The organism is Nocardioides gilvus (assembly GCF_003194605.1).
Lineage (GTDB): Bacteria > Actinomycetota > Actinomycetes > Propionibacteriales > Nocardioidaceae > Nocardioides > Nocardioides gilvus.
Genome location: NZ_QHKY01000001.1, coordinates 1042470 through 1068388, shown reverse-complemented (window position 1 = coordinate 1068388; position 25919 = coordinate 1042470). Strand labels below are relative to the sequence as shown.

26 protein-coding genes and 1 pseudogene are annotated in these 25919 nt (G+C 69.2%); 22 read left to right on the top strand and 5 right to left on the bottom strand.

Features of this window, described 5'->3' with window-relative positions; translation table 11 throughout:
- Window positions 1-4: 4 nt before the first annotated feature.
- The 4 genes from DNK52_RS05210 to purB all read left to right on the top strand — a co-directional run bounded on the left by DNK52_RS05210 (window position 5) and on the right by purB (window position 4521).
- Window positions 5-820 (top strand): SDR family oxidoreductase, encoded by an 816-nt coding sequence (locus tag DNK52_RS05210; protein ID WP_110239852.1) that lies wholly within the window; start codon window positions 5-7, stop codon window positions 818-820.
- 129 nt (window positions 821-949) lie between these two features.
- Entirely contained in the window at window positions 950-1672 is a 723-nt protein-coding gene (locus tag DNK52_RS05205; RefSeq protein WP_110239851.1) for a hypothetical protein, read from the top strand.
- A 132-nt stretch (window positions 1673-1804) separates the two neighbouring features.
- Window positions 1805-3085: a phosphoribosylamine--glycine ligase gene (purD, locus tag DNK52_RS05200; protein ID WP_110239850.1), complete on the top strand. Its 1281-nt coding sequence runs from the start codon at window positions 1805-1807 to the stop codon at window positions 3083-3085.
- Window positions 3085-4521 carry an adenylosuccinate lyase gene (gene purB / locus DNK52_RS05195; protein ID WP_110239849.1) on the top strand — a complete coding sequence of 479 codons (1437 nt, stop codon included), beginning with the start codon at window positions 3085-3087 and terminating at the stop codon, window positions 4519-4521. The genes purD and purB overlap by 1 nt, the downstream gene beginning before the upstream one ends.
- An 88-nt stretch (window positions 4522-4609) precedes the next feature.
- On the opposite strand, the gene DNK52_RS05190 is transcribed toward purB, so the two are convergent.
- Window positions 4610-4912, bottom strand: coding sequence for an antibiotic biosynthesis monooxygenase family protein (locus tag DNK52_RS05190; RefSeq protein WP_110239848.1), 303 nt, complete (start codon window positions 4910-4912; stop codon window positions 4610-4612).
- 139 nt (window positions 4913-5051) lie between these two features.
- Here DNK52_RS05190 and DNK52_RS05185 point away from each other — a divergent pair, with 139 nt between their 5' ends.
- The 6 genes and pseudogenes from DNK52_RS05185 (at window position 5052) to DNK52_RS05160 (ending at window position 11569) form a co-directional block, all read left to right on the top strand.
- Entirely contained in the window at window positions 5052-6797 is a 1746-nt protein-coding gene (locus DNK52_RS05185) for a BCCT family transporter (RefSeq protein ID WP_239455390.1), read from the top strand.
- Window positions 6798-6847: 50 nt separating this feature from the next.
- Window positions 6848-7699 (top strand): annotated as a pseudogene (locus DNK52_RS05180) (phosphoribosylaminoimidazolesuccinocarboxamide synthase); the annotation flags it as partial.
- Window positions 7700-7817: 118 nt separating this feature from the next.
- Window positions 7818-8462 (top strand): fasciclin domain-containing protein, encoded by a 645-nt coding sequence (locus DNK52_RS05175; RefSeq protein WP_110239845.1) that lies wholly within the window; start codon window positions 7818-7820, stop codon window positions 8460-8462.
- Between the two features lie 98 nt (window positions 8463-8560).
- Complete coding sequence (locus DNK52_RS05170; RefSeq protein ID WP_110239989.1) at window positions 8561-9160, top strand: RNA polymerase sigma factor; 600 nt, start codon at window positions 8561-8563, stop codon at window positions 9158-9160.
- Window positions 9157-9972: an anti-sigma factor gene (locus tag DNK52_RS05165; protein WP_110239844.1), complete on the top strand. Its 816-nt coding sequence runs from the start codon at window positions 9157-9159 to the stop codon at window positions 9970-9972. The genes DNK52_RS05170 and DNK52_RS05165 overlap by 4 nt, the downstream gene beginning before the upstream one ends.
- Window positions 9973-10012: 40 nt before the next feature.
- Window positions 10013-11569, top strand: a complete 1557-nt coding sequence (locus tag DNK52_RS05160) for a long-chain-fatty-acid--CoA ligase (RefSeq protein WP_110239988.1) — start codon at window positions 10013-10015, stop codon at window positions 11567-11569.
- 39 nt (window positions 11570-11608) lie between these two features.
- Here DNK52_RS05160 and DNK52_RS05155 read toward each other — a convergent pair whose 3' ends face one another.
- A complete protein-coding gene (locus DNK52_RS05155; protein ID WP_162598620.1) occupies window positions 11609-12208 on the bottom strand; it encodes a hypothetical protein in 600 nt (199 codons plus the stop codon).
- 165 nt (window positions 12209-12373) lie between these two features.
- Here DNK52_RS05155 and DNK52_RS05150 point away from each other — a divergent pair, with 165 nt between their 5' ends.
- The 5 genes from DNK52_RS05150 to DNK52_RS05130 all read left to right on the top strand — a co-directional run bounded on the left by DNK52_RS05150 (window position 12374) and on the right by DNK52_RS05130 (window position 16013).
- Window positions 12374-12565, top strand: coding sequence for a hypothetical protein (locus DNK52_RS05150; RefSeq protein ID WP_110239842.1), 192 nt, complete (start codon window positions 12374-12376; stop codon window positions 12563-12565).
- A gap of 186 nt (window positions 12566-12751) precedes the next feature.
- Entirely contained in the window at window positions 12752-13003 is a 252-nt protein-coding gene (purS, locus tag DNK52_RS05145; protein ID WP_110239841.1) for a phosphoribosylformylglycinamidine synthase subunit PurS, read from the top strand.
- The gene (purQ, locus tag DNK52_RS05140) at window positions 13000-13668 is read left to right on the top strand and encodes a phosphoribosylformylglycinamidine synthase subunit PurQ (protein ID WP_110239840.1); all 669 of its coding nucleotides are present in this window, start codon (window positions 13000-13002) and stop codon (window positions 13666-13668) included. The genes purS and purQ overlap by 4 nt, the downstream gene beginning before the upstream one ends.
- Window positions 13665-14159 carry a DUF3817 domain-containing protein gene (locus tag DNK52_RS05135; RefSeq protein ID WP_204163368.1) on the top strand — a complete coding sequence of 165 codons (495 nt, stop codon included), beginning with the start codon at window positions 13665-13667 and terminating at the stop codon, window positions 14157-14159. The genes purQ and DNK52_RS05135 overlap by 4 nt, the downstream gene beginning before the upstream one ends.
- A 30-nt stretch (window positions 14160-14189) precedes the next feature.
- Entirely contained in the window at window positions 14190-16013 is a 1824-nt protein-coding gene (locus tag DNK52_RS05130) for a DUF6020 family protein (protein ID WP_162598619.1), read from the top strand.
- Here DNK52_RS05130 and DNK52_RS05125 read toward each other — a convergent pair.
- On the bottom strand, window positions 15913-16383 hold the full coding sequence (locus DNK52_RS05125; RefSeq protein WP_110239987.1) for a GtrA family protein: 471 nt from the start codon (window positions 16381-16383) through the stop codon (window positions 15913-15915). The genes DNK52_RS05130 and DNK52_RS05125 overlap by 101 nt on opposite strands.
- A complete protein-coding gene (locus DNK52_RS05120; RefSeq protein WP_110239837.1) occupies window positions 16380-17318 on the bottom strand; it encodes a glycosyltransferase in 939 nt (312 codons plus the stop codon). Before DNK52_RS05120 ends, DNK52_RS05125 begins: the two co-directional genes overlap by 4 nt.
- 174 nt (window positions 17319-17492) lie before the next feature.
- Here DNK52_RS05120 and DNK52_RS05115 point away from each other — a divergent pair, with 174 nt between their 5' ends.
- The 7 genes from DNK52_RS05115 to DNK52_RS05085 all read left to right on the top strand — a co-directional run bounded on the left by DNK52_RS05115 (window position 17493) and on the right by DNK52_RS05085 (window position 25094).
- The gene (locus DNK52_RS05115; protein ID WP_110239836.1) at window positions 17493-17801 is read left to right on the top strand and encodes a Dabb family protein; all 309 of its coding nucleotides are present in this window, start codon (window positions 17493-17495) and stop codon (window positions 17799-17801) included.
- A gap of 21 nt (window positions 17802-17822) precedes the next feature.
- Window positions 17823-20120, top strand: coding sequence for a phosphoribosylformylglycinamidine synthase subunit PurL (purL, locus tag DNK52_RS05110; protein WP_110239835.1), 2298 nt, complete (start codon window positions 17823-17825; stop codon window positions 20118-20120).
- A gap of 5 nt (window positions 20121-20125) precedes the next feature.
- Window positions 20126-21043, top strand: a complete 918-nt coding sequence (locus DNK52_RS05105; RefSeq protein ID WP_110239834.1) for a 2-hydroxyacid dehydrogenase — start codon at window positions 20126-20128, stop codon at window positions 21041-21043.
- A 234-nt stretch (window positions 21044-21277) separates the two neighbouring features.
- The gene (locus DNK52_RS05100) at window positions 21278-22156 is read left to right on the top strand and encodes an endonuclease/exonuclease/phosphatase family protein (protein WP_162598618.1); all 879 of its coding nucleotides are present in this window, start codon (window positions 21278-21280) and stop codon (window positions 22154-22156) included.
- A 146-nt stretch (window positions 22157-22302) separates the two neighbouring features.
- Window positions 22303-22659, top strand: coding sequence for a sterol carrier family protein (locus DNK52_RS05095; protein ID WP_110239832.1), 357 nt, complete (start codon window positions 22303-22305; stop codon window positions 22657-22659).
- Window positions 22660-22663: 4 nt separating this feature from the next.
- On the top strand, window positions 22664-23464 hold the full coding sequence (locus DNK52_RS05090) for a GNAT family N-acetyltransferase (protein WP_110239831.1): 801 nt from the start codon (window positions 22664-22666) through the stop codon (window positions 23462-23464).
- A 286-nt stretch (window positions 23465-23750) separates the two neighbouring features.
- On the top strand, window positions 23751-25094 hold the full coding sequence (locus DNK52_RS05085) for a dipeptidase (RefSeq protein WP_110239830.1): 1344 nt from the start codon (window positions 23751-23753) through the stop codon (window positions 25092-25094).
- Between the two features lie 84 nt (window positions 25095-25178).
- Here DNK52_RS05085 and DNK52_RS05080 read toward each other — a convergent pair whose 3' ends face one another.
- Complete coding sequence (locus tag DNK52_RS05080; RefSeq protein ID WP_110239829.1) at window positions 25179-25748, bottom strand: hypothetical protein; 570 nt, start codon at window positions 25746-25748, stop codon at window positions 25179-25181.
- Between the last annotated feature and the right edge of the window lie 171 nt (window positions 25749-25919).

The window sequence follows — 25919 nt, the reverse complement described above, 5'->3', positions numbered from 1 at the left end:
CCCCATGTCACACCACACAGATCTCAGCGCCCTCACCGTCGTGATCACCGGCGCCGCCCGCGGCATCGGGGCCGCCACTGCCCGCCAACTCCGCGATGCCGGGGCGCGGGTGATCATCAGCGACCGGGATGAGGAACTGCTCGCCACCACGGCGGGCGCCCTGGGGGTCGACTCATACCCCCTCGACGTCACGGACCCAGAGCAGTGGGCAGGCCTGGCGGCGTACGCCGGGGAGGTCGACGTGCTCGTCAACAACGCCGGGATCATGCCGGTTGGCCGCTTCCTGGAGGAGTCGCCCGGCACCACGCGGGCCGTCTTCGAGATCAACACCCTGGGCCCGGTCCACGGCGCCCGTGCCTTTTTGCCCGGCATGGTCGGCCGCGGCCGCGGCCACGTGGTCAACGTCGCCTCCGCCGTCGGCCGGGTCGCGCTGCCCGGGGGAGCGACCTACTCCGCCTCCAAGCACGCGGTCGTCGGCTTCTCCGAGGCCCTGCGTGAGGAGGTCGCTCCGCTCGGCATCGACGTCTCGATGGTGCTTCCGGTGATCGTGCAGACCGAGCTGGCCCGCGGGGTGTCGAGCACCCGCGGCGTCCCGCCGCAAACTCCTGAGGAGGTGGCTGCCGTGATCGTCGACGTGATCCGCAAGCCCGCCGCCGAGACGTGGGCTCCCCGATGGGGGCAACCGATCGCCAAGTTCGCCTCCGTCCTTCCGCGCGGTGTGCAGGCGATGGCCAGCCGGGCGCTCAAGGCCGACACCGTGCTCACCGGCGCCGACGCTTCGGTGCGGGCGGCGTACGAGGCCGACGTACGCGGTCGCTGACGCGCAGATCCGGCCCACCCGCCGACGCTGTTCGCGCGCGCTGAGACGCCGCCGCCAGCGCCTTCCGGCGTCCCTAGGATGCTCGCGCCTTCCACGTCGGGAGGTCGACAACGGAAGGAACCACTCACCATGCGCCTTCGTGCACTCGTCTCCGTCGCGGCTCTCGTCGCCGGTGCCCTGCTCGTCCCTGCGCCGGCCCAGGCCCTGGAGCAGGACGAGGTCTTCGACGTCAAGCTCAGCGCCAAGGACATCCGGATCAACAAGGGCGGGTGCCAGGACATCCCATACACGGCGACCCACACCCAGGGCGTCCTGGAGTCGTTCAGCCTCGGGTCCTACGTCTACGCCAAGGACCGTGAGCTCTCCTTCACCTTCTCCAAGGTGGAGAACTCCGCCGGACCGCTGAAGGCCACGTGGTTCTGGTGCCCCTCCAACTACGGCCCCGGCACCTTCACGCTCAAGCAGAACCAGGTCCGCTGGATGCTCCACCCGGACCTGCCCACCACTGGCCAGTTCATGCTCAAGCAGGAGTTGAAGCAGACCCTCAAGCAGGACAGCAAGGCGAAGGTCAGCAAGGTCGCCAAGCGCAGGGGCCGGGTCAGCCTGACGGCCAAGGTCACCCACTTCAACCTCCTCGACTACACCAACGCGTGGACTCGTGTCCCCAAGGGCACGAAGGTCAAGCTGCAGCTCAAGAAGGGCAAGAAGTGGAAGACCATCGACACCGGTCGCGTGGGCAAGAAGGGCACCGTGAAGCTCAACGGCAAGGCAGCCAGGAAGAAGGCCACCTACCGCGTGGTCAGCTCCGCCTCCAAGCGCACCTGGTCAGCGACCAAGTCGTTCAAGCGCTGAGCACGTCTGCCGCTCCACGCCCCATGTCGTGACGCGTGACGCCCCGTCGGCCATGTCCGGCGGGGCGTCCCCGTCCCGCGGGGGCGACCGCCGGGTGAGGGTGGGGCGGCACGGCACCTAGAATCACCCCCTGTGAAGACCCTCGTGATCGGTACCGGCGGGCGCGAGCACGCGCTCGCCCTGGCCCTCTCCCGCGACCCGTCGGTCACCGAGGTGCACGCCGCACCGGGCAACCCTGGCATCGGGGCCTTCGCCACCCTGCACACCGTCGATGTGATGGATCCCGCCGCGGTGGCCGCGCTCGCCACCTCCGTCGCCGCCGACCTGGTCGTGATCGGCCCCGAGGCGCCGCTGGTGGCCGGGGTCGCCGACGCCGTACGCGCCGCTGGCGTCGCGGTCTTCGGCCCGTCCGCCGCTGCGGCCCAGCTCGAGGGGTCCAAGGCCTTCTCCAAGGAGGTCATGGCAGCCGCCGGCGTCCCGACCGCCGGCTCCCGCACCTGCACCACCGCAGCCGAAGCCGCGGCCGCGCTCGACGAGTTCGGGGCGCCGTACGTCGTCAAGGACGACGCGCTCGCGGCCGGCAAGGGCGTCGTGGTCACCACCGACCGCGCCGAGGCCCTGGCCCACGCCGCGACCTGCGACCGGGTGGTCATCGAGGAGTTCCTCGACGGACCGGAGGTCTCGCTCTTCGCGGTCTGCGACGGCACAGGCGCGTACGCCCTGCAGCCCGCCCAGGACTTCAAGCGCATCTTCGACGGCGGTCGAGGCCCCAACACCGGCGGGATGGGCTCGTACTCGCCGCTGCCGTGGGCGTCGGCGGACCTGGCGGAGATCGTGATCGCCTCCGTCGTGCAGCCGACCCTGGACGAGATGGTGCGCCGCGGTGCGCCGTTCGTCGGGTGTCTCTACGTCGGCCTCGCCCTCACCGAGACCGGCCCACGCGTCATCGAGTTCAATGCCCGTTTCGGGGACCCCGACATCCAGCCGGTCCTGGCGGTCCTCACCTCCCCGGTGGGCGAGCTGCTCGCCGCCGCCGCCGAGGGTGAGATCACCCGGGTCGAGCGGCCGACCTTCTCCGAAGGGGCTTCGGTCACCGTCGTCCTGGCCTCGGCCGGCTATCCGGAGTCGTCGTCGAAGGGCGACGTGATCACCGGTGTCGAGGCGGCCGACGCGCTCGACGACGTCGACGTCATCCATGCCGGCACCGCCGTCGACGCCGACGGACGTCTGGTCACCGCAGGTGGGCGGGTGCTCGCGGTCCGCGCCTCGGGTGCCGATGTCGCCGACGCCCGCGCGAAGGCGTACGCCGCCGCCGACCTGATCTCGTTCGACGGCCTCCAGCGCCGTGCGGACATCGCATCCGAACCACTGGGCGTCATCGAGGGCGCTTCACTCAAGGAGTCCGATCACTGATGTCTGCCACCGTCCCCAACGTCCTCGCCACCCGCTACGCCGGCGCCGACCTGGCCGCCATCTGGTCGCCGGAGCACAAGATCGTCCTCGAGCGCCAGCTCTGGGTCGCGGTGCTCAAGGCCCAGCGTGACCTGGGCATCGACGTGCCCGACGGGGTCGTCGAGGCGTACGAGGCCGTCGTCGCGCAGGGCGAGCAGGGCGTCGACCTCGACTCCATCGCCGCGCGGGAGCGGGTCACCCGCCACGACGTGAAGGCGCGGATCGAGGAGTTCTCGGCGCTCGCCGGCCACGAGCACATCCATAAGGGCATGACGTCGCGCGACCTCACCGAGAACGTCGAGCAGCTCCAGCTCAAGCAGAGCCTCGAGCTGCTGCGTGACCGCGCCGTCGCCACCCTGACGCGCCTCGCGCGCCTGGCCGCCGAGCACGAGACGACCGTGATGGCCGGGCGTTCGCACAATGTCGCGGCCCAGGCCACGACGCTCGGCAAGCGTTTCGCGACGGTGGCCGACGAGTTGCTGATCGGCGTCCAGCGCGTCGAGGAGCTGCTCGCCCGTTTCCCGTTGCGGGGCATCAAGGGCCCGATGGGCACCGCCCAGGACATGCTCGACCTCCTCGACGGTGACGCCGACAAGTTGGCCGAGCTCGAGACCCGGGTCGCCGCCCACCTCGGCTTTGACCAGGTGCTGACCTCGGTCGGCCAGGTCTACCCGCGCTCCCTCGACTTCGACGCCCTCTCCGCTGTCGTGCAGCTCGTCGCCGCGCCTTCCAACCTGGCGACCACGATCCGGCTGATGGCCGGCATCGAGCTGGTCACCGAGGGCTTCAAGGAGGGCCAGGTCGGCTCCTCGGCGATGCCCCACAAGATGAACACCCGTTCCTGCGAGCGGGTCAACGGCCTGGCCGTGATCACTCGCGGCTACCTCTCGATGGTCGGCGAGCTCGCCGGTGACCAGTGGAACGAGGGCGACGTCTCCTGCTCCGTCGTACGCCGCGTCGCGCTGCCCGACGCCTTCTTCGCCGCCGACGGCCTCTTCCAGACCTTCCTGACGGTGCTCGACGAGTTCGGCGCCTTCCCGGCCGTGATCCAGCGCGAGCTCGACCGCTACCTGCCCTTCCTGGCGACCACCAAGGTCCTGATGAGCGCCGTACGCAACGGGGTCGGCCGCGAGGTCGCCCACGAGGTGATCAAGGAGGCCGCCGTCGGGACCGCCCTGTCGATGCGCGCCGGTCAGGTCGAGAACGACGTCTTTGCCAAGTTGGCCGCCGACGAACGCCTGGGCCTGACCCGGGAGCAGATCGAGGCCCTGGTCGCCGAGCCGATCACCTTCACCGGCGCGGCGGTGGCCCAGACCCAGGCCGTCGTACGCAAGGTCGACGCGCTCGCGGCCCGGCACCCGGCCGCAGCGGCGTACGTGCCCGGCGCGATTCTCTGAGGTTCCTCACGGACCGCCTCGCTCTGTGCGGTGTCTGAGTGTCACCCGGTGACACCCAGACACCGCACAATGCGTCTGCTCCGGCGCGTCAGGGCTTGATGTCGAGCGCGACCTCGAACTCCATCAAGTTGGTGCCGGTGGCGACCGGCTTGCCGTGCTGCCCGGCGTGGGCCGCGCGGGCGTCCCCGTCCCGCCAGGCGACGAACGAATCCTCGTCGGCCCAGTGGGTGACGACGAAGTAGCGCTCCTCGCCTGCGGTTGGACGCAGCAGCTGGAACCCGAGGAAGCCCGGGCTGCCGGAGATGTAGTCGGCGCGTTCGCTGAAGCGGCGCTCGAGCTCGGCGCCGGCCTGGGCGGGGACGGAGATGGCGTTGATCTTCACGACTGACATGACTCCACGCTAGCCACGGTCGTGGGGCTTCACCACATGCCCAGGTGAGGGACACCGTTTCGAGCCGGCGTCGGGCGGGTAAAGGCACGCGGGGGCAATGGTGACCGCGACGTCGTGGTCCACGACGAGAGGGGCACCAGTGCCTGATCCGAGCACCGACGACGCCCTGGTGAGCCGCGGCGAAGGTGGCAAAGTTCTCAGCACCGGCCCGGGCGGCGTCCATCTGGCGGTGTTCGTCCCGGCCATGGTGACGCTCGTCGTCGTCTCCGGAGTGGCCATTGCCTTGCCGGACCAGACCCAGGCGTTGCTGGGTGACGTGCAGAGCACGATCGTGGAGGGCTTCGGCTGGTACTACGTCCTCGCGGTCGCCGGATTCGTCGTCTTCTCCCTGTGGATGGGGCTGAGTCGTTTCGGCGACATCAAGCTCGGTCCTGACGAGGAGGAGCCGGAGTTCAGCGTGCTGGCCTGGTTCGGCATGCTGTTCGCGGCCGGTATGGGGATCGGGTTGGTCTTCTGGGGAGCCGCGGAGCCGCTGACCTTCACCTATTCCGACGTCAAGCCCGGGATGACCGGCGAAGGCCCGGAGCTGGCGCAGAAGGCGATGGCCCAGGTCTTCCTGCACTGGGGCTTCCACGCCTGGGCGATCTACGTGGTCGTCGGGCTCGCGCTCGCCCACTCGATCCACAGCAGGGGCAACCCGGTCTCCATCCGGTGGGCGCTCGAGCCCCTCCTCGGCGACCGGGTGCGCGGCTGGATGGGAGACGTGGTCGACACCGTCGCGGTGGTCGGCACCGTCGCTGGTGTTGCGACCTCGCTCGGGCTCGGCGTCACCCAGATCTCGTCCGGCCTCGTCCACATGGGCCTGTTCGACGAGACCAGTGACGAGCTGCTGGTGGGGTTGATCGTGGTGATCACGCTGCTTGCCACCGCCTCGGTGGTCAGCGGGGTGGGCCGTGGGATCAAGTGGCTCTCCAACCTGAATCTCGGGCTGGCGGCGATCTTCCTGCTGGCGGTGCTGGTGCTCGGCCCCAGCCTCTTCCTGCTCCGTGAGTGGGTCCAGAACATCGGTGTCTACGCCCGCGACGTGCTTCCCCTGTCATTCAGCACGAGCGCTTTCACCGGTGAGGAGGGGCAGCGGTGGCAAGCGTCGTGGACCACCTTCTACTGGGGTTGGTGGATCTCCTGGGCGCCGTTCGTCGGTGTCTTCATCGCCCGCATCTCCCGTGGTCGTACGGTGCGGGAGTTCGTCGCCGGGGTGCTCCTGGTCCCCACGATGGTCACCTTCTTGTGGTTCTCGGTCCTGGGTGGCGCAGCGATCCACCGGGAGATGTTCGGCGAGGGAGGACTGGTCGGTGAGGATGCCGACGGCAACCCGGTCGTGGTCGCGGAGAACGTTCTCTTCGACCTGCTGGGCGGCCTGCCTGCCGGGACGTTCCTCTCCGGGATGGCGATCGTGCTGGTGGTGATCTTCTTCATCACCTCGGCCGACTCGGGGTCCCTCGTGGTGACCATGCTCGCCTCCGGCGGAGAGGCGGAGCCGCCGACGTGGAGTCGGGTGCTCTGGGCGGTCGTCGAGGGCCTGGTCGCCATCGGCCTCCTGCTCGCCGGAGGCCTGGTGGCACTGCAGACCGGCGCCATCATCACGGCGCTGCCGTTCAGCCTCATCATGATCGCGATCTGTTTCGCTACCCACCGGACCTTCCGTGCCGAGCACCTGATGCTGCTGCGGGCCGAGCGACGTCAACGCCGTGAGGAGTGGCAGCGTCACGTCACCTCCGACCTGACCGACAACTTCGACGAACACTTCGGGGCCCCGGTCAACAAGCAGGTCGAGCGGCTCTTCTCCCGCCGCGATCGCCAGCGGGGCATCCGGCGGAAGGACTAGATGGTTAGGCTGCGCGGGTGGCCGACCTCAACATCCCCGCAGCCCCCGCCATCGACGGCACCACCCATCTGCACAGCGGGAAGGTGCGTGACCTCTACCGGATCGACGCGGGCGAACACGCCGGCCGACTCCTGATGGTGGCCAGTGACCGGATCTCTGCCTACGACTACGTGCTCACCTCCACGATCCCCGACAAGGGCGAGATCCTCACCCGGATGTCGCTGTGGTGGTTCGAGCAGCTGGCCGACCTCGTCCCGAACCACATCGTGTCGTCCGACGTGCCTGCCCAGGTCGCCGGCCGCGCGGTGGTGTGCGAGAGCCTCGACATGTACCCGGTCGAGTGTGTGGCTCGTGGCTACCTCACCGGCTCCGGGTTGGCCGACTACCGCGCCTTCGGCGAGGTCTGCGGGATCGCGTTGCCCGTCGGGCTCGAGGACGGCTCCCGCCTGCCGGAGGCGATCTTCACCCCGGCCGCCAAGGCCGCCGTGGGCGACCACGACGAGAACGTCTCCTACGCGGCGGTGGAGAGCACCGTCGGGGCCGAGCGCGCCGCCGAGTTGCGCGACCTGACGCTGAAGATCTACTCCCGCGCCGAGGAGATCGCCCGCGAGCGCGGCATCATCCTGGCCGACACGAAGTTCGAGTTCGGCGCCCGTGCCGACGGCACCACCGTGCTCGGCGACGAGGTGCTGACCCCCGACTCCTCGCGCTTCTGGTCGGCGGCCGACTGGTCCCCGGGCCGCACCCAGCCGTCGTACGACAAGGACAAGGTCCGCAACTGGCTCACCAGCCCTGCCTCGGGCTGGGACAAGGCCTCCGACACCCCGCCGCCAGCCCTGCCCGACGAGGTCGTCGAGCTGACTCGGGCGAAGTACGTCGAGGCGTACGAACGTCTCACCGGCACCCGTTTCTAGAAAATTGAAAGTTTTTTCTCTTTGGGTGCATCCAGGAGGGGCCTGACTCCGGATAAGAGAGCAACAGGGCGCCACAGGGGCGTCTTGATGTTCGAGGAGAAGTCCCATGAAGCGTCTTGTTGGTTCCCTCGCGGCCCTCGCCACCGCCGCCACCCTGTTCACCGTTGCTCCCGCCACCGCCGCTGACGCTGCGAAGCCCAAGGAGCGTTCGCTGGTCTCCGTGCTGACCTCGGACGGCAACCACTTCGACAGGAACGCAGGTGACTTCGACATCGTCACCGAGGCCGCCCTGGCCGTCGTCGCAGCCAAGCCCAACTCTGCGGTCGGTGTGCTGGCTGACGGCAGCGTCCGCGCCACCGCCTTCGTGCCGACCGACCAGGCCTTCCGCGTCCTCGTCAAGGACCTGACCGGCAAGACGTTGCGCTCCGAGAAGCGCATCTTCAACACCTTGGTCAGGGTCGCCGGCGTCGACACCATCGAGCAGGTGCTGCTCTACCACGTGATCGCGGGCAAGAAGCTGACCAGCAAGAAGGTCCTCAAGGCCAACGGCACCCGCTTCAAGACCGCCCAGGGCGAGAACGTGCGCATCAAGATCCGTCGCAGCCACGGCACCCCTGTGATCTCCATCGTTGACCAGGACCGCAACGACCGCAACGCTCGCGTGATCCTCAAGAAGGTCGACATCAACAAGGGCAACAAGCAGATCGCCCACGGCGTCGACCGCGTGCTGCGTCCGATCAACCTCCCCTGACGGCCGCTGCCCCACCACATGCAGCCCCCGACCCCCGGCTCGTCGTGCGGACCCCAAGCCGCGTGGCGAGCCGGGCAGGGGGACTGTACGGTGAGCAGGTGAGTTCGTCATCCGGGGTCGAGGCAGACGTCCTCGATCTGGCCACGGGTCTCCGTGACGGAGACCGGGAATGCCTTGCAGAGATCTTCCGGCGCTGGTCGCCGTTGGTGCACACGATCGCGTTGCGCTCGCTGGGCACCCACCACGAGGCCGAGGACGTCACCCAGATGGTCTTCATCTCGGCCTGGCGCAGCCGTCACACCCTGACCCCGACGGAGAACGCCCTGCCCGCCTGGCTCGTCGGCATCACCCGCCACCGGATCTCCGACCGGCTCGGCGAACGCTCCCGCGAGGCCCGCAAGGTCGCCTCGGCCGTGGCCATGGTGCCCGGGTCTCGCTCAGGTGGCTCGCCGGGGGGCGCCTCGGCGGAGGCTGCCGACGTCGATGCCGCAGCAGGTGTCGTCGACCGGCTCGTCGTGGCCCAGCAGCTCGAGGCGATGGGAGACCCCAGAGGTGCGATCCTGCGGCTCGCCTTCCACGAGGACCTCACCCACGAACAGATCGCAGAACGTACGGGTCTCCCGCTCGGGACCGTCAAGAGCCACCTGCGCCGCGGCCTGGCTCAACTGCGCAAGACGCTTGAGGAGGTACGTCCATGAGTGCGCACGACGGCCCGCCCTCGGGCCCGCACGCCGCCGAGGAACTCCTCGCTGCCCTGGCCATGGGGGAGGGCCCCGAGGAGGTCGACGAGACCACCCGGTCCCACGTCGCCGCATGCGACTTCTGTACGTCCGAGGTCGCCGCCCTGCGCGAGACCCTCGCCCTGGTCGTCGCGGCCGGTGCCGAGACGTTCACGGCGCCGCCGGCCTCCGTCTGGGCTGCGGTGAGCGCCGGTCTGGGCGCCGAGACGAGTGAGCCAGCACCGCCTGCGCCGAGGGTGGCTGCTCATGGTCCGTCGGGCGCCGAATCTGCCCAACTCACCGATCCTTCCGATGCCGTGGTGACGCCGTTGACCCGACGCCGCGCCCCCGTGCCTGTGTGGTTGGCCGCCACCGCTGCCGCGGTCGCGCTGGCTGCCGGGGTCGGGATCGGGACGCAGGTCGTCGGCGACCCCGAGGAGAGTGGGCCCTCGGTCCAGGTCCTCGGCTCCACCGAGCTCGCCTCCCTCGACGACTCGCCCCAGGCGCGAGGCTCCGCGCAGGTGCAACGCCGCGACGATCGCGTCGTCCTGCGCGTCGAGCCCTCCGATCTCGACGGTCCCGAGGGCACCCGCGAGGTGTGGTTGATCAACACCGACGGGAGCCGGATGGTCTCCCTCGGACTGCTCGCGGCGGGCGACGCCGGTGAGTTCGACTTCCCCGAGCGCCTGCTGGAGCAGGGGTACCGGATCGTCGACATCTCCTACGAGCCCGACGACGGTGACCCGACCCACTCGGGCCAGAGCCTCGCGCGGGGCACGATCGACGGCTGAGCCCTGTGCGCAGTCGGCGCCACCCACTACATTCGTGGGCATGACGAATCTCGCGTCCCTGCTCTCGGAAACCGCCGCCACTCACCCCGATCGCACCGCGATCGTCCTGGGGGAGACCCGGCTCAGTTACGACCAGCTCAACCAGTACGCCGACCTCGTCGCCAGCCTGCTCGCCTCCCGTGGCGTCGGGCCGGGCGACAAGGTTGCGCTGACCTGCCCCAACCTGCCCTACTTCACGATCGCCTACTACGGCATCCTCAAGGCCGGCGCGACCGTCGTACCGCTCAACGTGCTGCTGAAGGGCCGGGAGATCGCATACCACCTGGCCGACTCCGAAGCGAAGGCGTACTTCTGCTTCGAGGGCACTCCCGACCTCCCGATGGGGCAGGAGGGTCACGCCGGCTACCAGGCGACCGAGGGCTGCGAGCACTTCTTCGTCATCACCGCCGAGATGGGCGCAGCCTCACCGATCGAGGGGGCCGAGACTATGGTCGGTGCGATGGCGGGCGCCAGCGCCGGATTCGTCGCCCCGGAGATCGCGACCGACTCCGGCGCCGTCATCCTCTACACGTCCGGCACCACTGGCCAGCCCAAGGGCGCTGAGCTGACCCACGGCAACATGCTCTCCAACGCCCTGACCAGCGACCGCCTCTTCGGTGCGGACGTGGAGCACCCCGACACGTACCTGTGCGCCCTCCCGCTCTTCCATTCCTTCGGGCAGACCGTGATCCAGAACAGCGCCATCGCGTACGGCGGCACGATCGTGATGCTGCCGCGCTTCGACGCCGCGGCTGCCCTGCAGTTGATGGCGAAGGAGGAGATCACCTTCTTCGCGGGCGTGCCGACGATGTACTGGGGTCTGCTCGGCGTGCTGGACGACTCCGGGGTCGACGTCAAGGCCCTCGCCGACAGGTTGCGGGTCGCGGTCTCCGGCGGTGCGGCGCTGCCCGTCGAGGTGCACCGGGAGTTCGAGCGCCGCTTCGGCGTCACGATCATGGAGGGGTACGGCCTCTCGGAGACCTCGCCGGTGGCCAGCTTCTCCGTCTTCGGGGAGCCGGTGCGGGTGGGTTCCATCGGGCCGGCCATCCCCGGCGTCGAGATGAAGCTGATCAGCCCCGAGCCGGGTCACTGGGACGAGGTGCCCGCCGGCGAGATCGGCGAGATCGCCATCAAGGGCCCGAACGTGATGAAGGGCTACTACAACCGCCCCGAGGCCACGGCCGAGGCGATCCAGGACGACTGGTTCCGCTCCGGCGACCTGGCCCGTGTCGACGACGACGGCTGGTACTACATCGTCGACCGCTCCAAGGACCTGATCATTCGCGGTGGCTACAACGTCTACCCGCGCGAGATCGAGGAGGTGCTGCTGACGCACCCCGACGTCTCGCTGGCCGCGGTGATCGGTGTGCCTCACGACAGCCACGGTGAGGAGATCAAGGCCGTGGTGATCCGCAACGCCGGGGCGACCGTGACGGAGGACGAGCTGTTGGCGTGGGGCAAGGAGCAGATGGCGGCGTACAAGTACCCGCGCATCATCGAGTTTCGCGACTCCCTGCCGATGACCGCGACCGGGAAGATCCTCAAGCGCGAGCTCTGAGAGGCGTACGAGGAGGCGCGGCCGGTCGGGCCGGTCGCGTCACTCGTAGCGAGGGTCGTACTCGAAGACGACCCACCCGGTGGTGGACCCGTCCCGCTTCTTTTGCCACAGCACCTCGATCTCCACCGGGGTCGAGGCTGTCGAGTCCGAGTAGCCGTCGACGAACATGCAGTCCTCGACGACCTCGGGGTCCTCGACCACTTCGGGATTGATGTCGTCCCCGGACTCGCAGGGCTCCGACTCGACCTCGTAGCCCGCTCCTTCGTAGACGTCCTCGGCTTCCTGCTTGGTCATGCCCGCGTAGGCGTAAGAGATCGTGGTGTTCTTGAAGGGGTAGCCCTCACCCACGTCGTCGATCATTCGGTAGTGGTGAGTCTCCGCCGCGGTGGGGTCGCCGAGGTGGTCCAAGTTCTCCTCGGCCCACTCCTCGACCATCGGGGTGGCGAGGACCGAGCCGCCCTCGGAGTTCAGTTCGAACTCGGACGGGTCGTAGGCGCCGGCGCCGGATGACATCGCTGTGATGAATGCCATCTTCAACAGAACCCCCGTGAGGGCAAGGGCCCCGAGCGTCAGGAGCACCAGTGCCCCCACGCGCAGGGCCCTCTCCCGGCCGGATCTGGGGCTGAGTCGCTCAGACATGGTGGTTCCTTCAAGTCGAAGTACTGGAAGTGCCAGTCAAGTGGCTGACGCGCCGGTGCGCCGCGGTACTGCTACTCATTTCCCCGGTGGGTCTCCGCATGGACAAGGCCCTGAGCGTTCCGTGCACCGAGGTTGGGAGAGGAGCAGCGCCGTAGGCTGGCGGCCATGGGAAAAATGGTCGGAATCGCCTTCGGGCTCCTCATGCTGATCTCCGGTGGCGTCTGGACCGCTCAGGGGCTGGGCTGGATCGGCGGCACCGCGATGAGCGACGTGGAGATTTGGGCGACCATCGGTCCGATCGTCGCCGGACTCGGCGTGGCGCTGATCATCGTCTCGGCCAAGGGTCAGCCCAAGTAGCAGCTGCCCCCACTCGGGACGTCATCACGTTCGTTCGCCGGGGCGACCGCTGGCGATGACGTCCGCCGCTCCCCGCCCGGGACGTCATCACGTCCGTTCGCCGGGGCGACCGCTGGCGATGACGTCTGGCGCTGGCGGATAGACTCGACGCAGGACTTTCCCCCGCGCGCACCAGGAGCAGACCCCGTGGCCACAGTCGTCGTTGACGTCATGCCCAAGACCGAGATTCTCGACCCGCAGGGGAAGGCCGTCCTCGGCACGCTCCCGCGCCTGGGGTTCGCCGGCTTCACCGACGTCCGTCAGGGCAAGCGGTTCGAGCTCACCTTCGACGGCGAGGTCACCGACGAGGTGTTGGCCCAGGTCACCGAGCTCGCGGGGACCCTACTCAGCAATCCCGTCATCGAGGACTTCGAGGTCCACGTGGAGGACGCCCGATGAAGGTCGGTGTCGTCACCTTCCCCGGCACCCTCGACGACGTCGACGCGAGCCGCGCCGTCCGTATCGGCGGCAACGAGGCCGTCGCCCTGTGGCACGGTGACCACGACCTGCGCGGTGTCGACGCGGTCGTGCTGCCGGGCGGGTTCTCGTACGGTGACTACTTGCGTTGCGGCGCGATCTCCCGCTTCTCCCCGGTGATGACCGAGGTGATCGAGGCGGCGAGCAAGGGGATGCCGGTCCTCGGCATCTGCAACGGCTTCCAGATCCTGTGCGAGTCCCACCTGTTGCCCGGCGCGTTGATCCGCAACGACCACCGCAAGTTCAACTGCGTCGACCAGCGCCTGCGCATCGAGAACAACACGACCGCCTGGACCTCGGCCTACGACGCCGGCCAGGAGATCGTCGTCGTGCTGAAGAACGGTGAGGGCAACTTCATCGCCGACGAGCCCACCCTCGACATGCTCGAGGGTGAGGGTCGTGTCGTGGCGCGCTACGTCGGCGACAACCCGAACGGCTCACGCCGCGACATCGCCGGCATCACCAACGAACGCGGCAACGTGGTCGGCCTGATGCCGCACCCCGAGCACGCGGTCGAGGCGCTCACCGGGCCCGGCACCGACGGTCTGGGCTTCTTCACGAGCCTGGCCGAGCGCGTCTTCGCATGAGCACGACGCCCACTCAGCCGGCCCGCTCGACAACGGTGACGCCGCGGCGGTTCTTCCTCTGGATCTCGCGGGCGGAGGCGGTCACCTGGGCGCTGCTGCTGCTCGGGCTCTTCCTGAAGTACGTCACCGAGACCACGGACCTCGCGGTCAGCGTCTTCGGCATGGTGCACGGCGTCGTCTTCATCACCTACTGCCTGACCAACGGACTGCTCTGGGTCGACCAGAAGTGGAAGTTCGGCCAGCTCGTGCTGGGCGTGCTGTGCGCGATCCCGCCCTTCCTCACGTTGTGGTTCGACCACCACGCCGAGCGCAAGGGCCTGGTCTCCGACCGTTGGCGCCTGCGCGACGAGGAGCCCTCCTCCCTGCTCGAGAAGGCGGCCGCATTCGTGATCCGCAAGCCGCTCCTGGGCCTCGTCGTCGGCCTCGTCGCAGTGGCCGTGCTCACCGCTGTTGCACTGGTGATCGGTCCTCCTGGCGGCGGGGACCACTGAGGGTCCCTCGGTTCCCCTACACTCCCCACCGTGCCCGCTCGCTTCACGCATTTCCTTTCAGTAGCGGCCGGATGGCTGGTCGTGGTGGTGGTTGCCACCGCCACCGCGATCGGGTTCGTCCACCGCTTCCTCGCGCCCGAGGGTGAGCCGTACTTCCTCTTCACCGAGGTCTTCGGTGACCATCCGGCGGCCTCCCTGCTGATCTGGGCGCTCTGCCTGGCTGCGTACGCCGCTCTCTTCCGGCTGCTGTGCCGCCGCCTCGACGCGTGGCGCCACGGCGTCGTCTCCGCGCCGCCGAAGAGGCCTCTCACGCAGAAGATCGAGCGGCTGACGCAGTGGGCCTTCTCGCGGTGGTACCGCGCCGCGCTGGTGCTCGCGATCGCCTGGTCTCCCTGGATCCTGCTGTCGTGGCCCGGTCAGCCCAACCCCGACTTCGCCCGGATGATCGGCGAGTTCCTGCTGCAGCGCTCCGACTTCACCGACGGGGTGATCGCCCCGTACGAGGCGTACCCGACGTCGTACTACCTGATGCCGGACGGCGAGCGCATCTGGTCGAACCACCACAACTTCTACCTGATGCTCTACTACGGCGCGGTGTCGAAGGTGAGCATCGTGCTCTTCGACAGTCTGATGCCGGGGATCTTCCTGATCAGCACGCTCTCCCTGCTCTTCACCCTGCTCGCCTTCGGCCGGGCCTTCGCGATCCTGGGCCGCTTCGTCTCCAGCTGGAAGGTCCGTGCGCTGGCCCTCGGCCTGGTCGCGGCATCTCCGCTGATCGCCGTGTGGAGCATGTCGCACACCAAGAACCACCTCTTCTCCGCGGCGCTGGTGTGGTGGCTGGCCCTGGTCGCGCAGTACGTCCACTCCCGGGAGCCGGTGGGCCGGCGCTGGTACGTCGAGACCACGCTGCTCTCGTTCATGGTCGCTGTCTCCGTGCTCTTCGGGTGGATGCTCCTGGTCGCCCAGGCGCTGGTCATGCTCGGCGTGCGGCGGGGGAGATACGCGCCGCTCGCCGTGATGGCGGTCCCGGCGCTGCTGGTGCACGGCACCGTCTCCGCGGCGGTGGCGGTCGGGGTGCTGATCCCCTCGGACCCGATCGAGACCAAGGGGGTCCAGCTGCAACAGCTGGCGCTGATCCTCTCCGAGCACCCGGACGCGCTCTCGACCCAGGACCGTGCCGCGTTGTCCAAGATCTTCGACCTCGAGGCGATGGCTGAGGCCTACGACCCCGACATCTCCGACCCGGTGAAGTCGTCGGGCCCGTACGCGACGAAGACCGAGAGCTTCCGCTACCAGACGGTGCAGCCCGAGGACTGGGACGACTTCACCGGGATCTGGCTGCGCGCCGGCGCCGAGCACCCCGACACGTTTGCCGACGCCCTGGTCTCGAAGAGCTACCGCTACCTGGATCCCTTCGACCGCGGCACCCACTGGTACCCGCCGTGGGCGGGCGACTACGAACGTACGGTCGGGGAGCACTCGGTCGCGCCCGTCGCCCTCAACAGCGGCCCGCGCCCGGCCCTGCGTGAGGCGGCGTACACCTGCTACGACGCCGCCCTGTGTCGCCCGCTGTTGTCGCACTCGCTGCGTACGGTGCTCCTGGTGCTGATCTGCGCGGCCGCGATCACCGTGGGTCGCCGCTTCTCCTGGCTGTGGGCGATGCCGTTCGCACTGCAGGTCGGCGTGGTGGCGATGTCGCCGCTCGCAGCCGGAGGTCGTTACGCGCTCGGTTTCACCTACGGCCTCGCTGTCGTCATCCTCCTGATGGCGATCGACGATCGCCAGCCTGCTCGGGAGCGGGCGGGGAGGCCACCCGCCGATGCGAGAACAGCCAGCGGTACCCGAGGAAGTTGACGACCATCCCGACCGCCATCGCGGCGATCTTCGCGCCCGGGGTGACGACGGCGTCGGGCAGCGCCGGGATGAGCTCAGCGCTCACGGCGATCACGCCGAGGATGACCAGCGACTGCACGAGCAGGCCGGTGAAGAGCGTGACCGCGACGAACCGCAGGTAGGTGCCGACGCCGCTCGTCTCCGAGCGGAACACCCAGGCCCGGTTGAGGAAGAAGCTGACCGTCATCACCACCACCGTCGACACGACGTTGGAGACCACCGGCGCCAGGCCCACGGCCAGGGCGAGGAGGGAGAAGAGGGCGACGTCCAGGGCCGAGTTGAAGAGCCCGACCAGCACGTACCGGTCGAGGCTGCGCGACCCGATCTTCATCGTGTCGGCGTGGCCGGGAGCTGCAGGTAGAAGAGACGTCGGGTCTCCTGGCGGCCCCGCAGCACCCCGTTGAGGATCAGCCCGACACCCAGCATCAGCACGGCGATCATCACCAGCGTCGCGGCCAGGATCGCGGTCGGGAACCGCTCCACCACGCCCGTACGCAGGAAGTCGGCCACCACGGGCAGGCCCAGCACCAGTCCGAGGGCCAGGGAGAGCGCACTGGCCAGGTTGCAGACCAGCAGCGGCCGCTCGTGGAGCAGCAGGTGGCCGAGCAGGCCGAGGATCTTGAAGCCGTCGCGGAAGGTGCTGAGCTTGGACTCCGACCCCTCCGGGCGGTCCTTGAACCCGATCGGCACCTCGATCTGCGGCACCCGCAGGTTGGCCGCGTGGATGGTCAGCTCGGTCTCGATCTCGAACTCCTCGGAGTTCGCCGGGAACGACTTGATGTAGCGGCGCGAGAAGACGCGGTAGCCCGACAGCATGTCGGTCACGGGCTCCCCGAACGCGAAGCTGGTGACCCGGTTGAACATCGAGTTGCCCCACGCGTGGCCGGGGCGGTAGCTGCTGGTGTCCTGGGTGTCGACCCGGCAACCCAGCACGTGGTCGTAGGGCCCCGAGAGCAGCGTCTCGACGAGCATCGGCGCGGCAGAGGCGTCGTACGTGTCGTCGCCGTCGATCAGCAGGTAGACGTCGGCCTCGATGTCGGCGAACGCGCGTCGTACGACGTTGCCCTTGCCCTTGCGGGACTCGAAGCGCACGATCGCGCCGGCCTCGAGGGCGACTTTGGTGGTGTCGTCGCTCGAGTTGTTGTCGTAGACGTAGATCGTGGCGGTGGGGAGTGCGGCGCGCAGGTCGGCCACGACCGTGGCGACGGTGAGCTCCTCGTTGTGGCAAGGGACGATCGCTGCGATCTCCAGGTCGTCGAACTTCATGAGCACCTCTCGGGTCCGGTGTGGGACGTCTCGTCGGGCACTTCGGCGGATCCGGACCCAGCCAGTCAGATTACTGCGCCGGGGCCTGCGGCGGGGGCTCGCCACCCGCGGTGGGACGACGGGAGGCCGTGCTTGAATATATTTTCGACCTTCCTCCGTCCCCCAAGGAGAACCATGTTCCAGCACATCGGCGTCCTCACCCTCGTCGAGTCCGCCACCGACGAGCAGCGCGACGCTCTCGCGCAGGCCCTGCGTGACCTCGTCGGTCAGGTCCCCGGACTGAGCGGCGCGAAGGTGCTGACCGATGCGGGAATCCGCGACGGCAACGCCGACGTGCTCTTCGCCATGACCTTCGACGACCAGGACTCGTGGGCCGCGTACGGCGCCCACCCGGCCCACGTCGCGGTCGTGGAGACCCACGTCAAGCCGGTGCTGGCCGCCAAGGTGTTCATCCAGACGACCGGCCCGGACTTCCTCGCCTGAGTGACGGGTAGATTGGTCCCCGTGGCCGACACCTCTCGCACCTCCGTCCAGCTCGACACCGTGGCCGTGGCCACCCAGGACCCGGAGCGCGAGCAGCCGTGGGCCGATCTCGGCCTGAAGGCCGACGAGTACGCCCGCATCCGCGAGATCCTGGGCCGCCGCCCGACGAGCGCCGAGCTGGCGATGTACTCGGTGATGTGGAGCGAGCACTGCTCCTACAAGTCGACCAAGGTGCACCTCAAGCAGTTCGGTGAGATCCCGCAGGAGACCCCGCTCGCTTCGGGCGGAGTCGGTGAGGGCGCCAAGATGCTCGCCGGCATCGGCGAGAACGCCGGCGTCATCGACATCGGCCAGGGCTACGCGGTCACCTTCAAGGTCGAGTCGCACAACCACCCCTCCTTCGTCGAGCCCTACCAGGGCGCGGCGACCGGCATCGGCGGCATCGTCCGCGACATCCTCGCGATGGGGGCCCGCCCGGTCGCGGTGATGGACCCGCTGCGCCTCGGCCCGCTCGACGCCCCGGACACCCGCCGGGTGCTGCCCGGCATCGTGGCGGGCGTCGGCGGCTACGGCAACTGCCTCGGTCTGCCCAACATCGGCGGCGAGACTGTCTTCGACGCGACGTACGCCGGCAACCCGCTGGTCAACGCCGGCGCGATCGGCGTGCTGCGCCACGAGGACCTGCACCTGGCCAACGCCTCCGGGCTCGGCAACAAGGTGATCCTGTACGGCGCCCGCACCGGTGGCGACGGGATCGGCGGCGTCTCCGTGCTCGCCTCGGAGACCTTCGACGAGGGCGGCCCGGCCAAGCGTCCCGCCGTCCAGGTCGGCGACCCGTTCATGGAGAAGCTGCTCATCGAGTGCACGCTCGAGCTCTTCGCCGCGCGCCTCGTCGCCGGCATCCAGGACCTCGGCGGTGCCGGGCTCTCGTGTGCCACCTCCGAGCTGGCGTCGGCCGGTGACGGCGGCATGCACGTCGAGCTCGACACGGTGCCGTTGCGCGACTCGACGCTCTCGCCCGAGGAGATCCTCATGAGCGAGTCGCAGGAGCGGATGATGGCGGTCGTCGAGCCCGACAACGTCGACGCCTTCATGGCGATCTGCGCCAAGTGGGACGTCGAGGCCGTCGTGGTCGGTGAGGTCACCGACACCGGTCGCCTCGAGATCGACTGGCACGGCGAGCGCGTGGTCGACGTGCCGCCCGCCAGCGTTGCCCACGACGGCCCCGTCTACGAGCGCCCGTACGCCCGCCCGACGTGGCAGGACGCCCTGCAGGCCGACCGCGCCGAGGCCCTGGCCCGCCCGACGACCGGCGACGAGTTGAAGAAGACCCTGCTGACGCTGGTCGCCTCGCCGAACCTCTGCGACAAGTCGTGGGTCACCGACCAGTACGACCGCTACGTGCGCGGCGACACGGTGCTCTCCCAGCCCGACGACTCCGGGATGATCCGGATCGACGACGAGACCAACCTCGGCGTCTCGCTCTCCACCGACTGCAACGGCCGCTACGCCAAGCTGGACCCGTACGCCGGTGCGCAGCTGGCGCTCGCCGAGTCCTACCGCAACGTGGCCGCCGGTGGCGCGCTCCCGATGGCGATCTCCGACTGCCTCAACTTCGGATCGCCCGAGGACACCGACGTGATGTGGCAGTTCGCGGAGGCCTGCCGCGGGCTCAAGGACGGCTGCCTGGAGCTCGGCATCCCGGTCACCGGCGGCAACGTCTCCCTCTACAACCAGACCGGCGAGACCGCGATCCTGCCGACCCCGGTGGTGGCCGTGCTGGGTGTCATCCAGGACGTCACCAAGCGCACCCCCAGCCACTTCACCGGCGAGGGTGAGCAGATCTTCCTGCTGGGTGAGTCGCGCGAGGAGCTCTCCGGCTCCGAGTGGGCCCACGTCGTGCACGACCACCTCGGTGGGCTCCCGCCCCGCGTCGACCTGGCCGCCGAGAAGGCGCTCGCCCGGGTGCTCGTCGCCGCGTCGAGCCAGGGCGTCGTGACCTCCGCGCACGACCTCTCCGACGGTGGTCTGGCGATCGCTCTGGCCGAGGCAGCGTTCCGGCACGAGATCGGTGCCCGGGTCACCCTCGCGGGGGACCCCTTCGTCGCTCTGTACGCCGAGTCCGCCGCCCGTGCCCTGGTCACCGTGACCGACGACCAGGTCGAGGCGCTCACCGCGCTGGCCGCTGAGCACGGCGTACCGCTCACCCGTCTCGGCACCACCGGTGGCAGCGAACTCGTCGTCGAGGACCAGTTCAGTGTCCCCGTCGCCGAGGTCAAGTCCGCCTGGGTCGCGACACTGCCCGCCGCGATGGCCTGACGCCTGTGCAGGCCCCGGTCAAGGTCGTCGTCCCGCACGCGCTCGTCGCTGCGGTCGGGGAGATCGACGGGGCGACGGTCGAGGGCTGGGACGCCGACGGCGACGCCCCGCAGCAGGTCGACCTGTGGGTGCCGGCGTACGTGATGAAGGCCGACGTGATCGACCGGGCCCGCGAGATCGAGGGGCTGGGCGTGGTCCAGTTGCAGTCCGCCGGCTTCGAAGGCGTGCCCGACCGGCTCCCGGCCGGGGTGACCCTGTGCAACGCCAGCGGGGTGCACGACGACGCCACCGCCGAGCACGCCGTGGGTCTGATCCTGGCCTCGCTGCGCGGCCTGCCGGAAGCGGTCCGGCACCAGGACGAGGGGCGTTGGGTCCCGACTCCCGGTCGTCAGTCGTTGGCCGACTCCCGCGTCCTGATCCTGGGCTACGGCTCGATCGGTCGGGCGCTGGCCGAGCGGCTGCTCCCGATGAAGGTCCACGTCACGGGTGTGGCAAGTCGCCCCCGCGCCGACGACCTGCTCGGTGACGTGTACGGCTTCGGTGACCTTCCGGCCCTGCTGCCCTCGCAGGACGTCGTGGTGCTCCTGGTGCCGCACACCGCACGTACGGAGCAGATGATCGACGACGCCTTCCTGGCGAAGTTGGCCGACGGTGCCTTGGTGGTCAACGTCGCGCGCGGGAAGGTCGTGGACACCGACGCGGTGCTGCGCGCCGCCGGGCGACTGCGCTTCGCCCTGGACGTGACCGACCCCGAGCCGCTGCCCGGCGGGCACCCGCTCTGGTCGGCCCCTGACGTGCTCATCACCCCGCACATCGCCGGCGGCACCACCGCGATGGTGCCCCGGATCGCGTCCTTGATCCGTGAGCAGGCCGAGCGGCTCGTGCGCGGCGAGGGGCCCCTGCACGTCGTCCACCAGAGCTGAACGGTCGCCATCATGTCGGAAGCTCGGCGGATCTGAGGCGTTTCGCACGCTCACCGCGGCGAGCTTCCGACGTGGTGGTCAGGCGCCTGTTCGTCATCCGGCGGGGTCTTGAAGTCACGAGCACCGCGCCCCAATACTCAGGTGGTGGCCGGGGGACATCTGGCTGCGCTCGGGAAGAACGACCGGGCTTCGCCCACGTACGGAGGAACAATGCGTCGTGCAGTCGCACATCTGATGACAACGAGTCTGGTCGCCACCGCGCTGGTGACCGCGGCGTCCACCTCGTCGACACCCGCTGATCGCGGCGCAGGGGCGTCCGACGTGGTGACCGCCGACCTGGTGCCGGTGGCGGCCAGGAAGAAGCGCATGGTGGTCGTCCAGCAGAACACCGATGCCAAGCAGGTGACCTTCGACGCGGCCGTCGCGAAGGCGCGCTCGGCCCAGGCGATCACCCTGCAGGAGGTCTGCAAGAGCTGGGTCGACAGCGCGAAGAAGGCGAGGTGGACCGTGGCCTTCACCCCGACCACCAAGGCCCTCAAGTGCGACAACGGCACGAAGCGCAAGGGGGTGGCCGTGATCATTCCCAAGGCGGTGAAGCGCGTCTCGGTCACGAAGTTCAAGCTCAAGGCGGACATCGGACGTACGCCCAAGCTGTTGTGCGTGAACTACACCCGCAAGGGTGTCCGCACCCACGTGTGCTCCACCCACCTCGTCGCCTTCAACAAGCCCATCGAGGACGAGCCGGCGCAGAACGCCGACAAGATCCGTCGCAAGCAGGTCACCCAGATCCGCAACAAGACCAGGAAGTGGATCAAGAAGGGCGACCTGGTGGTGGTCGGTGGGGACTTCAACGCCGTACCGAAGTCGCGCGAGATGTCCGCCATGTACGGCGGCCTCTACACCGAGGTGAACCAACTCAACGGGAAGGGCGGCCGCCAGGGGGAGGAGACCACCGACCCCGGCAAGAAGGGGGACCGTCGCAAGATCGACTACGTCTTCTTTTCCCGCAACCGCGTGCCCGTCAAGAACTGGGGCAAGTTGGAGCAGATCGATCACCCGGAGGGTCACGCCGGCCACTGGATGATGATCGCCAAGGCGGCGATCGGGCGCTAGTCGCCGCGACCACGCGCCAACGTCTTCAAGCGTGGAGGGTTTCGGGCATCAGGTGCCCGAAACCCTCCACCTTGCCGGGTTTCGGGCCGCGGTCGACGTCGACGCCGAAGGTGGTCGAGGCGTCGTGTCGACTTATCCTTGTGAACATGTCCCCCCGACTTCGCCCCGCAGATCGTCTCGAGGTGGCTGCCGCCGTGGCCGCCGACCCTCGCACCCCTGAGCAGAAGAAGATGCTGACCAAGCACTTCATGGCCGTCCTCGCCGACAAGGCCCCCGGCAACTCCGTGGAGGTACGCGTGCCCGGATACGCGGCCGTCCAGGCCATCGAGGGCGTACGCCACACCCGCGGCACGCCGCCGGCGGTCGTCGAGATGGAGGTCGACACCTGGCTCGAACTGGCCACCGGGTCACTGAGCTGGGGGTACGCCTACACCTCCGGCCGGATCCGCGCGAGCGGTGAGCGAGCCGACCTGACCCCGCACCTGCCGCTGATGCAGGATTGACCCCATGGACGTCACCTCGATCGCTTGGCGCACCGACCTCGCACTGCTGACCGCTTCGGGCAGCACGGTGCAGGACCTCGGGACCCATCTCCTGGTGACGACCCCGGACAACCCCGAGTACCACTGGGGCAACTTTCTCCTCCTGCGCCGGCCGCCGCTCCCCGGTGGCGCGCGCGAGGCGATGGGGGTGTTCGACTCGTGGTTCCGCGACGCCCGTTACCGGGCGATCGCGATCGACAACCAGACCATCGACGGTGGCGTCGAGACGGCGGAGTTCGAGCAAGCCGGCATGGACCGTGACGTCTCCGAGGTGCTGGCGGCCGAGCGGCTGCTGGCCCCTTCGCGACCCAACGTCGAGGCCGGTTTCCGCCCGCTGACCTCCGACGAGTGGGACAAGTGGGTCGACCTGGACCTGGCGACGTATGCCGGTCAGGACCCCCGCTACACCCGTACGTTCGTCGAGGGACGCGCGCGGCAGGAGAAGCGCCTTGTGGAGGCGGGCCTGGGACGACGCTGGGGGGCGTTCGTCGACGGTCGCCTCGCCGCGAGTGCAGCTGCGTACGACACCGGTCGTGGGATCTTCCGCTTCCAGAGCATCGTCACGCACCCGCGCCGTCGTCGTCAGGGACTGAGTAGCACCCTGCTCCACCTGATGACCGAGCGGGCGCTGACCGAAGGGGCCAGCACGTTCGTGACCGTTGCTGACCCGGCCGGCCCGGCCATCGGCATCTATCGGGCCTTGGGGCTGCGTACGGTCGAGACCGTCACCGAGCTCAACCAGAACCTCCCCGGCGAGATCGCCTGACTGCTCGGCTCACCACCGGGACGTCATCGCCTCCGGTCGTGGGAGCGATCGCTCGTGATGACGTCCGCCGGGTGGGGCCCTGGGACGTCATCGCCTCCGGTCGTGGGAGCGATCGCTCGTGATGACGTCCGGCGGGTGGGGCCTTGGGACGTCATCACCTCCGGTTGTGGGAGCGATCGCTCGTGATGACGTCTGGCGGGTGGGGCCTTGGGGCGTCATCACCTCCGGTCGTCGGGGCGACCACCAGCCATGACGTCCTGCGAGGGCCGCGGTTAGTGTGGCGAGCATGACTGAGCAGTTGCGCGCCCGCATCACCGAACTCCTTCCCGGCCTGCGCGCCGACCTGGAGGATCTCGTACGGATCCAGTCCGTCAGCGCCGACCCGGCCCGCGCCGGCGAGGTGCAACGCAGCGCCGAGGCCGTACGCGACCTGTTCGCCGCGGAGGGCTTCACCGCCCGCATCGTCTCGGGCAACGACGACGGGTCCGCGCCCGCCGTCATCGCCCGCAAGGAGGGCCCGGCCGGCGCGCCGACCGTGCTGCTCTACGCCCACCACGACGTGCAGCCGGAGAACGACCACGCCGACTGGGACTCCGCGCCCTGGGAGCCCACCGAGCGTGGGGAGCGCCTGTACGGCCGCGGCACCGCCGACGACAAGGCCGGGATCGTCACCCACCTCGCGGCTGCGCGCGCGTACGGTGACGACCTGCCGGTCACGCTCGTCGTCTTCGTCGAGGGCGAGGAGGAGACCGGTTCGGACTCACTCCCCGCGCTGCTCCAGGCGCACCGCGACGAGCTCGCGGCCGACGTCATCGTGATCGCCGACTCCGGCAACTGGGACATCGGGGTCCCCGCCCTCACCACCAGCCTGCGCGGTCTGGTGCGTGCCGACGTCGAGGTCCGTACGTTGACCCACGCCGTCCACTCCGGCATGTGGGGAGGCCTGGCCCCCGACGCCCTGATCGCACTGTCACGGGTCATCGCCAGTTTTCACGACGACGCCGGCAACCTGGCCATCGAGGGCTTGTACGCCGGTCCCGCCGCCGACGTCGACTACCCGGAGGAGCGTCTGCGGGCCGAGTCCGGGGCCGTGCCCGGCATCGAGTGGATGGGCTCGGGCTCGGCCGTGGAGCGGCTGTGGACCAAACCTGCCCTGAGCATCACCGGTCTGGACGCTCCCCAGGTCGACGGCGCCTCGAACACCCTGGTGCCGTCGGCGCGGGCGAAGGTCAGCCTGCGGATCGCTCCCGGCGACAACGGCGCCAACGCCTTCGCCTGTCTGGAGGCCCACGTCGCGAAGCACGTGCCATGGGGTGCGGAATTCTCCGTGACGTTGGTCGACGCGGGGGAGGCCACCGCGATCGACGCCACCGGTCCTGCCTACGACGCGGCGCGCGCCGCCTTCACCGAGGCCTGGGACGGGTCGCAGCCGGTCGACATGGGCGTGGGCGGTTCGATCCCGTTCATCGCCGAGTTCCTCGAGACATTCCCCGAGGCCAGCGTCCTGGTCACCGGCGTCGAGGACCCCGACACCCGGGCGCACGGGGCGAACGAGGGGTTGCACCTGGCTGAGTGGGAGAAGGTCCTGCTCGCCGAGACGCTGTTGCTGCGCAACCTGGCGCAGGGCTGACCCCCGGAGGCCGTGCCGGCCCCCTGTCCGGAAATCGAGCGAGCCCCCGCGCTGACTGCGGGGGCTCGCTCGATTGCGGGGTGACTACACCGGGACGACGACCGTCCAGGCTCCTGGCGCACCACCGTTCTTGGCGACGGCCGAGAAGACGAGGCTCGTGGGCGCAGCCCCTTCGTAGTAGAAGAGGCTGCTGACGAACATCGTCATCTGCGTCTGGGTCGCCGGCGCCACGGGGGCCTGTAGGTCGTACGTGCCGAAGAACGGCAGGTCGAAGGAGATCTCCACCTCCGTGGTGCCGACACCTGCGACCGCGATGCCATTGCTGGCGGTGCCCTGCGGGCTGATCGGACCGAAGGGAAGAGTCAAGTCATAGCCGGTGATCGGGACGTCCGACGTCACGGTCATGATCACGCCGGTGGCGGCGGCGCCTCCGGTGTTCACGAACTGGGGCGCGGACACGACGACGACTGTGTCACCGCCGGTGGTCCCGAGCCGGACGTTTCCGGCCTGACGGTTGGACAGGCTCAGGTCCGGTGCTGGACCGGTGGGCGGAGTCGTGGCGAACGCGGGAGCCGCGGCAGCGACGGAAACGACGGGGATGGACCAGGCAGCGGTGCGTATGACCGTGCGGCGGTTCGGGGTGGGACGGGTCATGAGGTTCCTCCGGAGGATGACGGGAATCTCTCATATATTCTCTATACTACGAGCCGGGGTCAACCCTTTTCCGGGACGAACTGTCCTGGAGCCGAAGTCTTAACACTGGTGAAACGCAGGAAACCCCCGCCGTGGCGGGGGTTCAGGTGACGCCTGGGCTGCCTGGAGGCG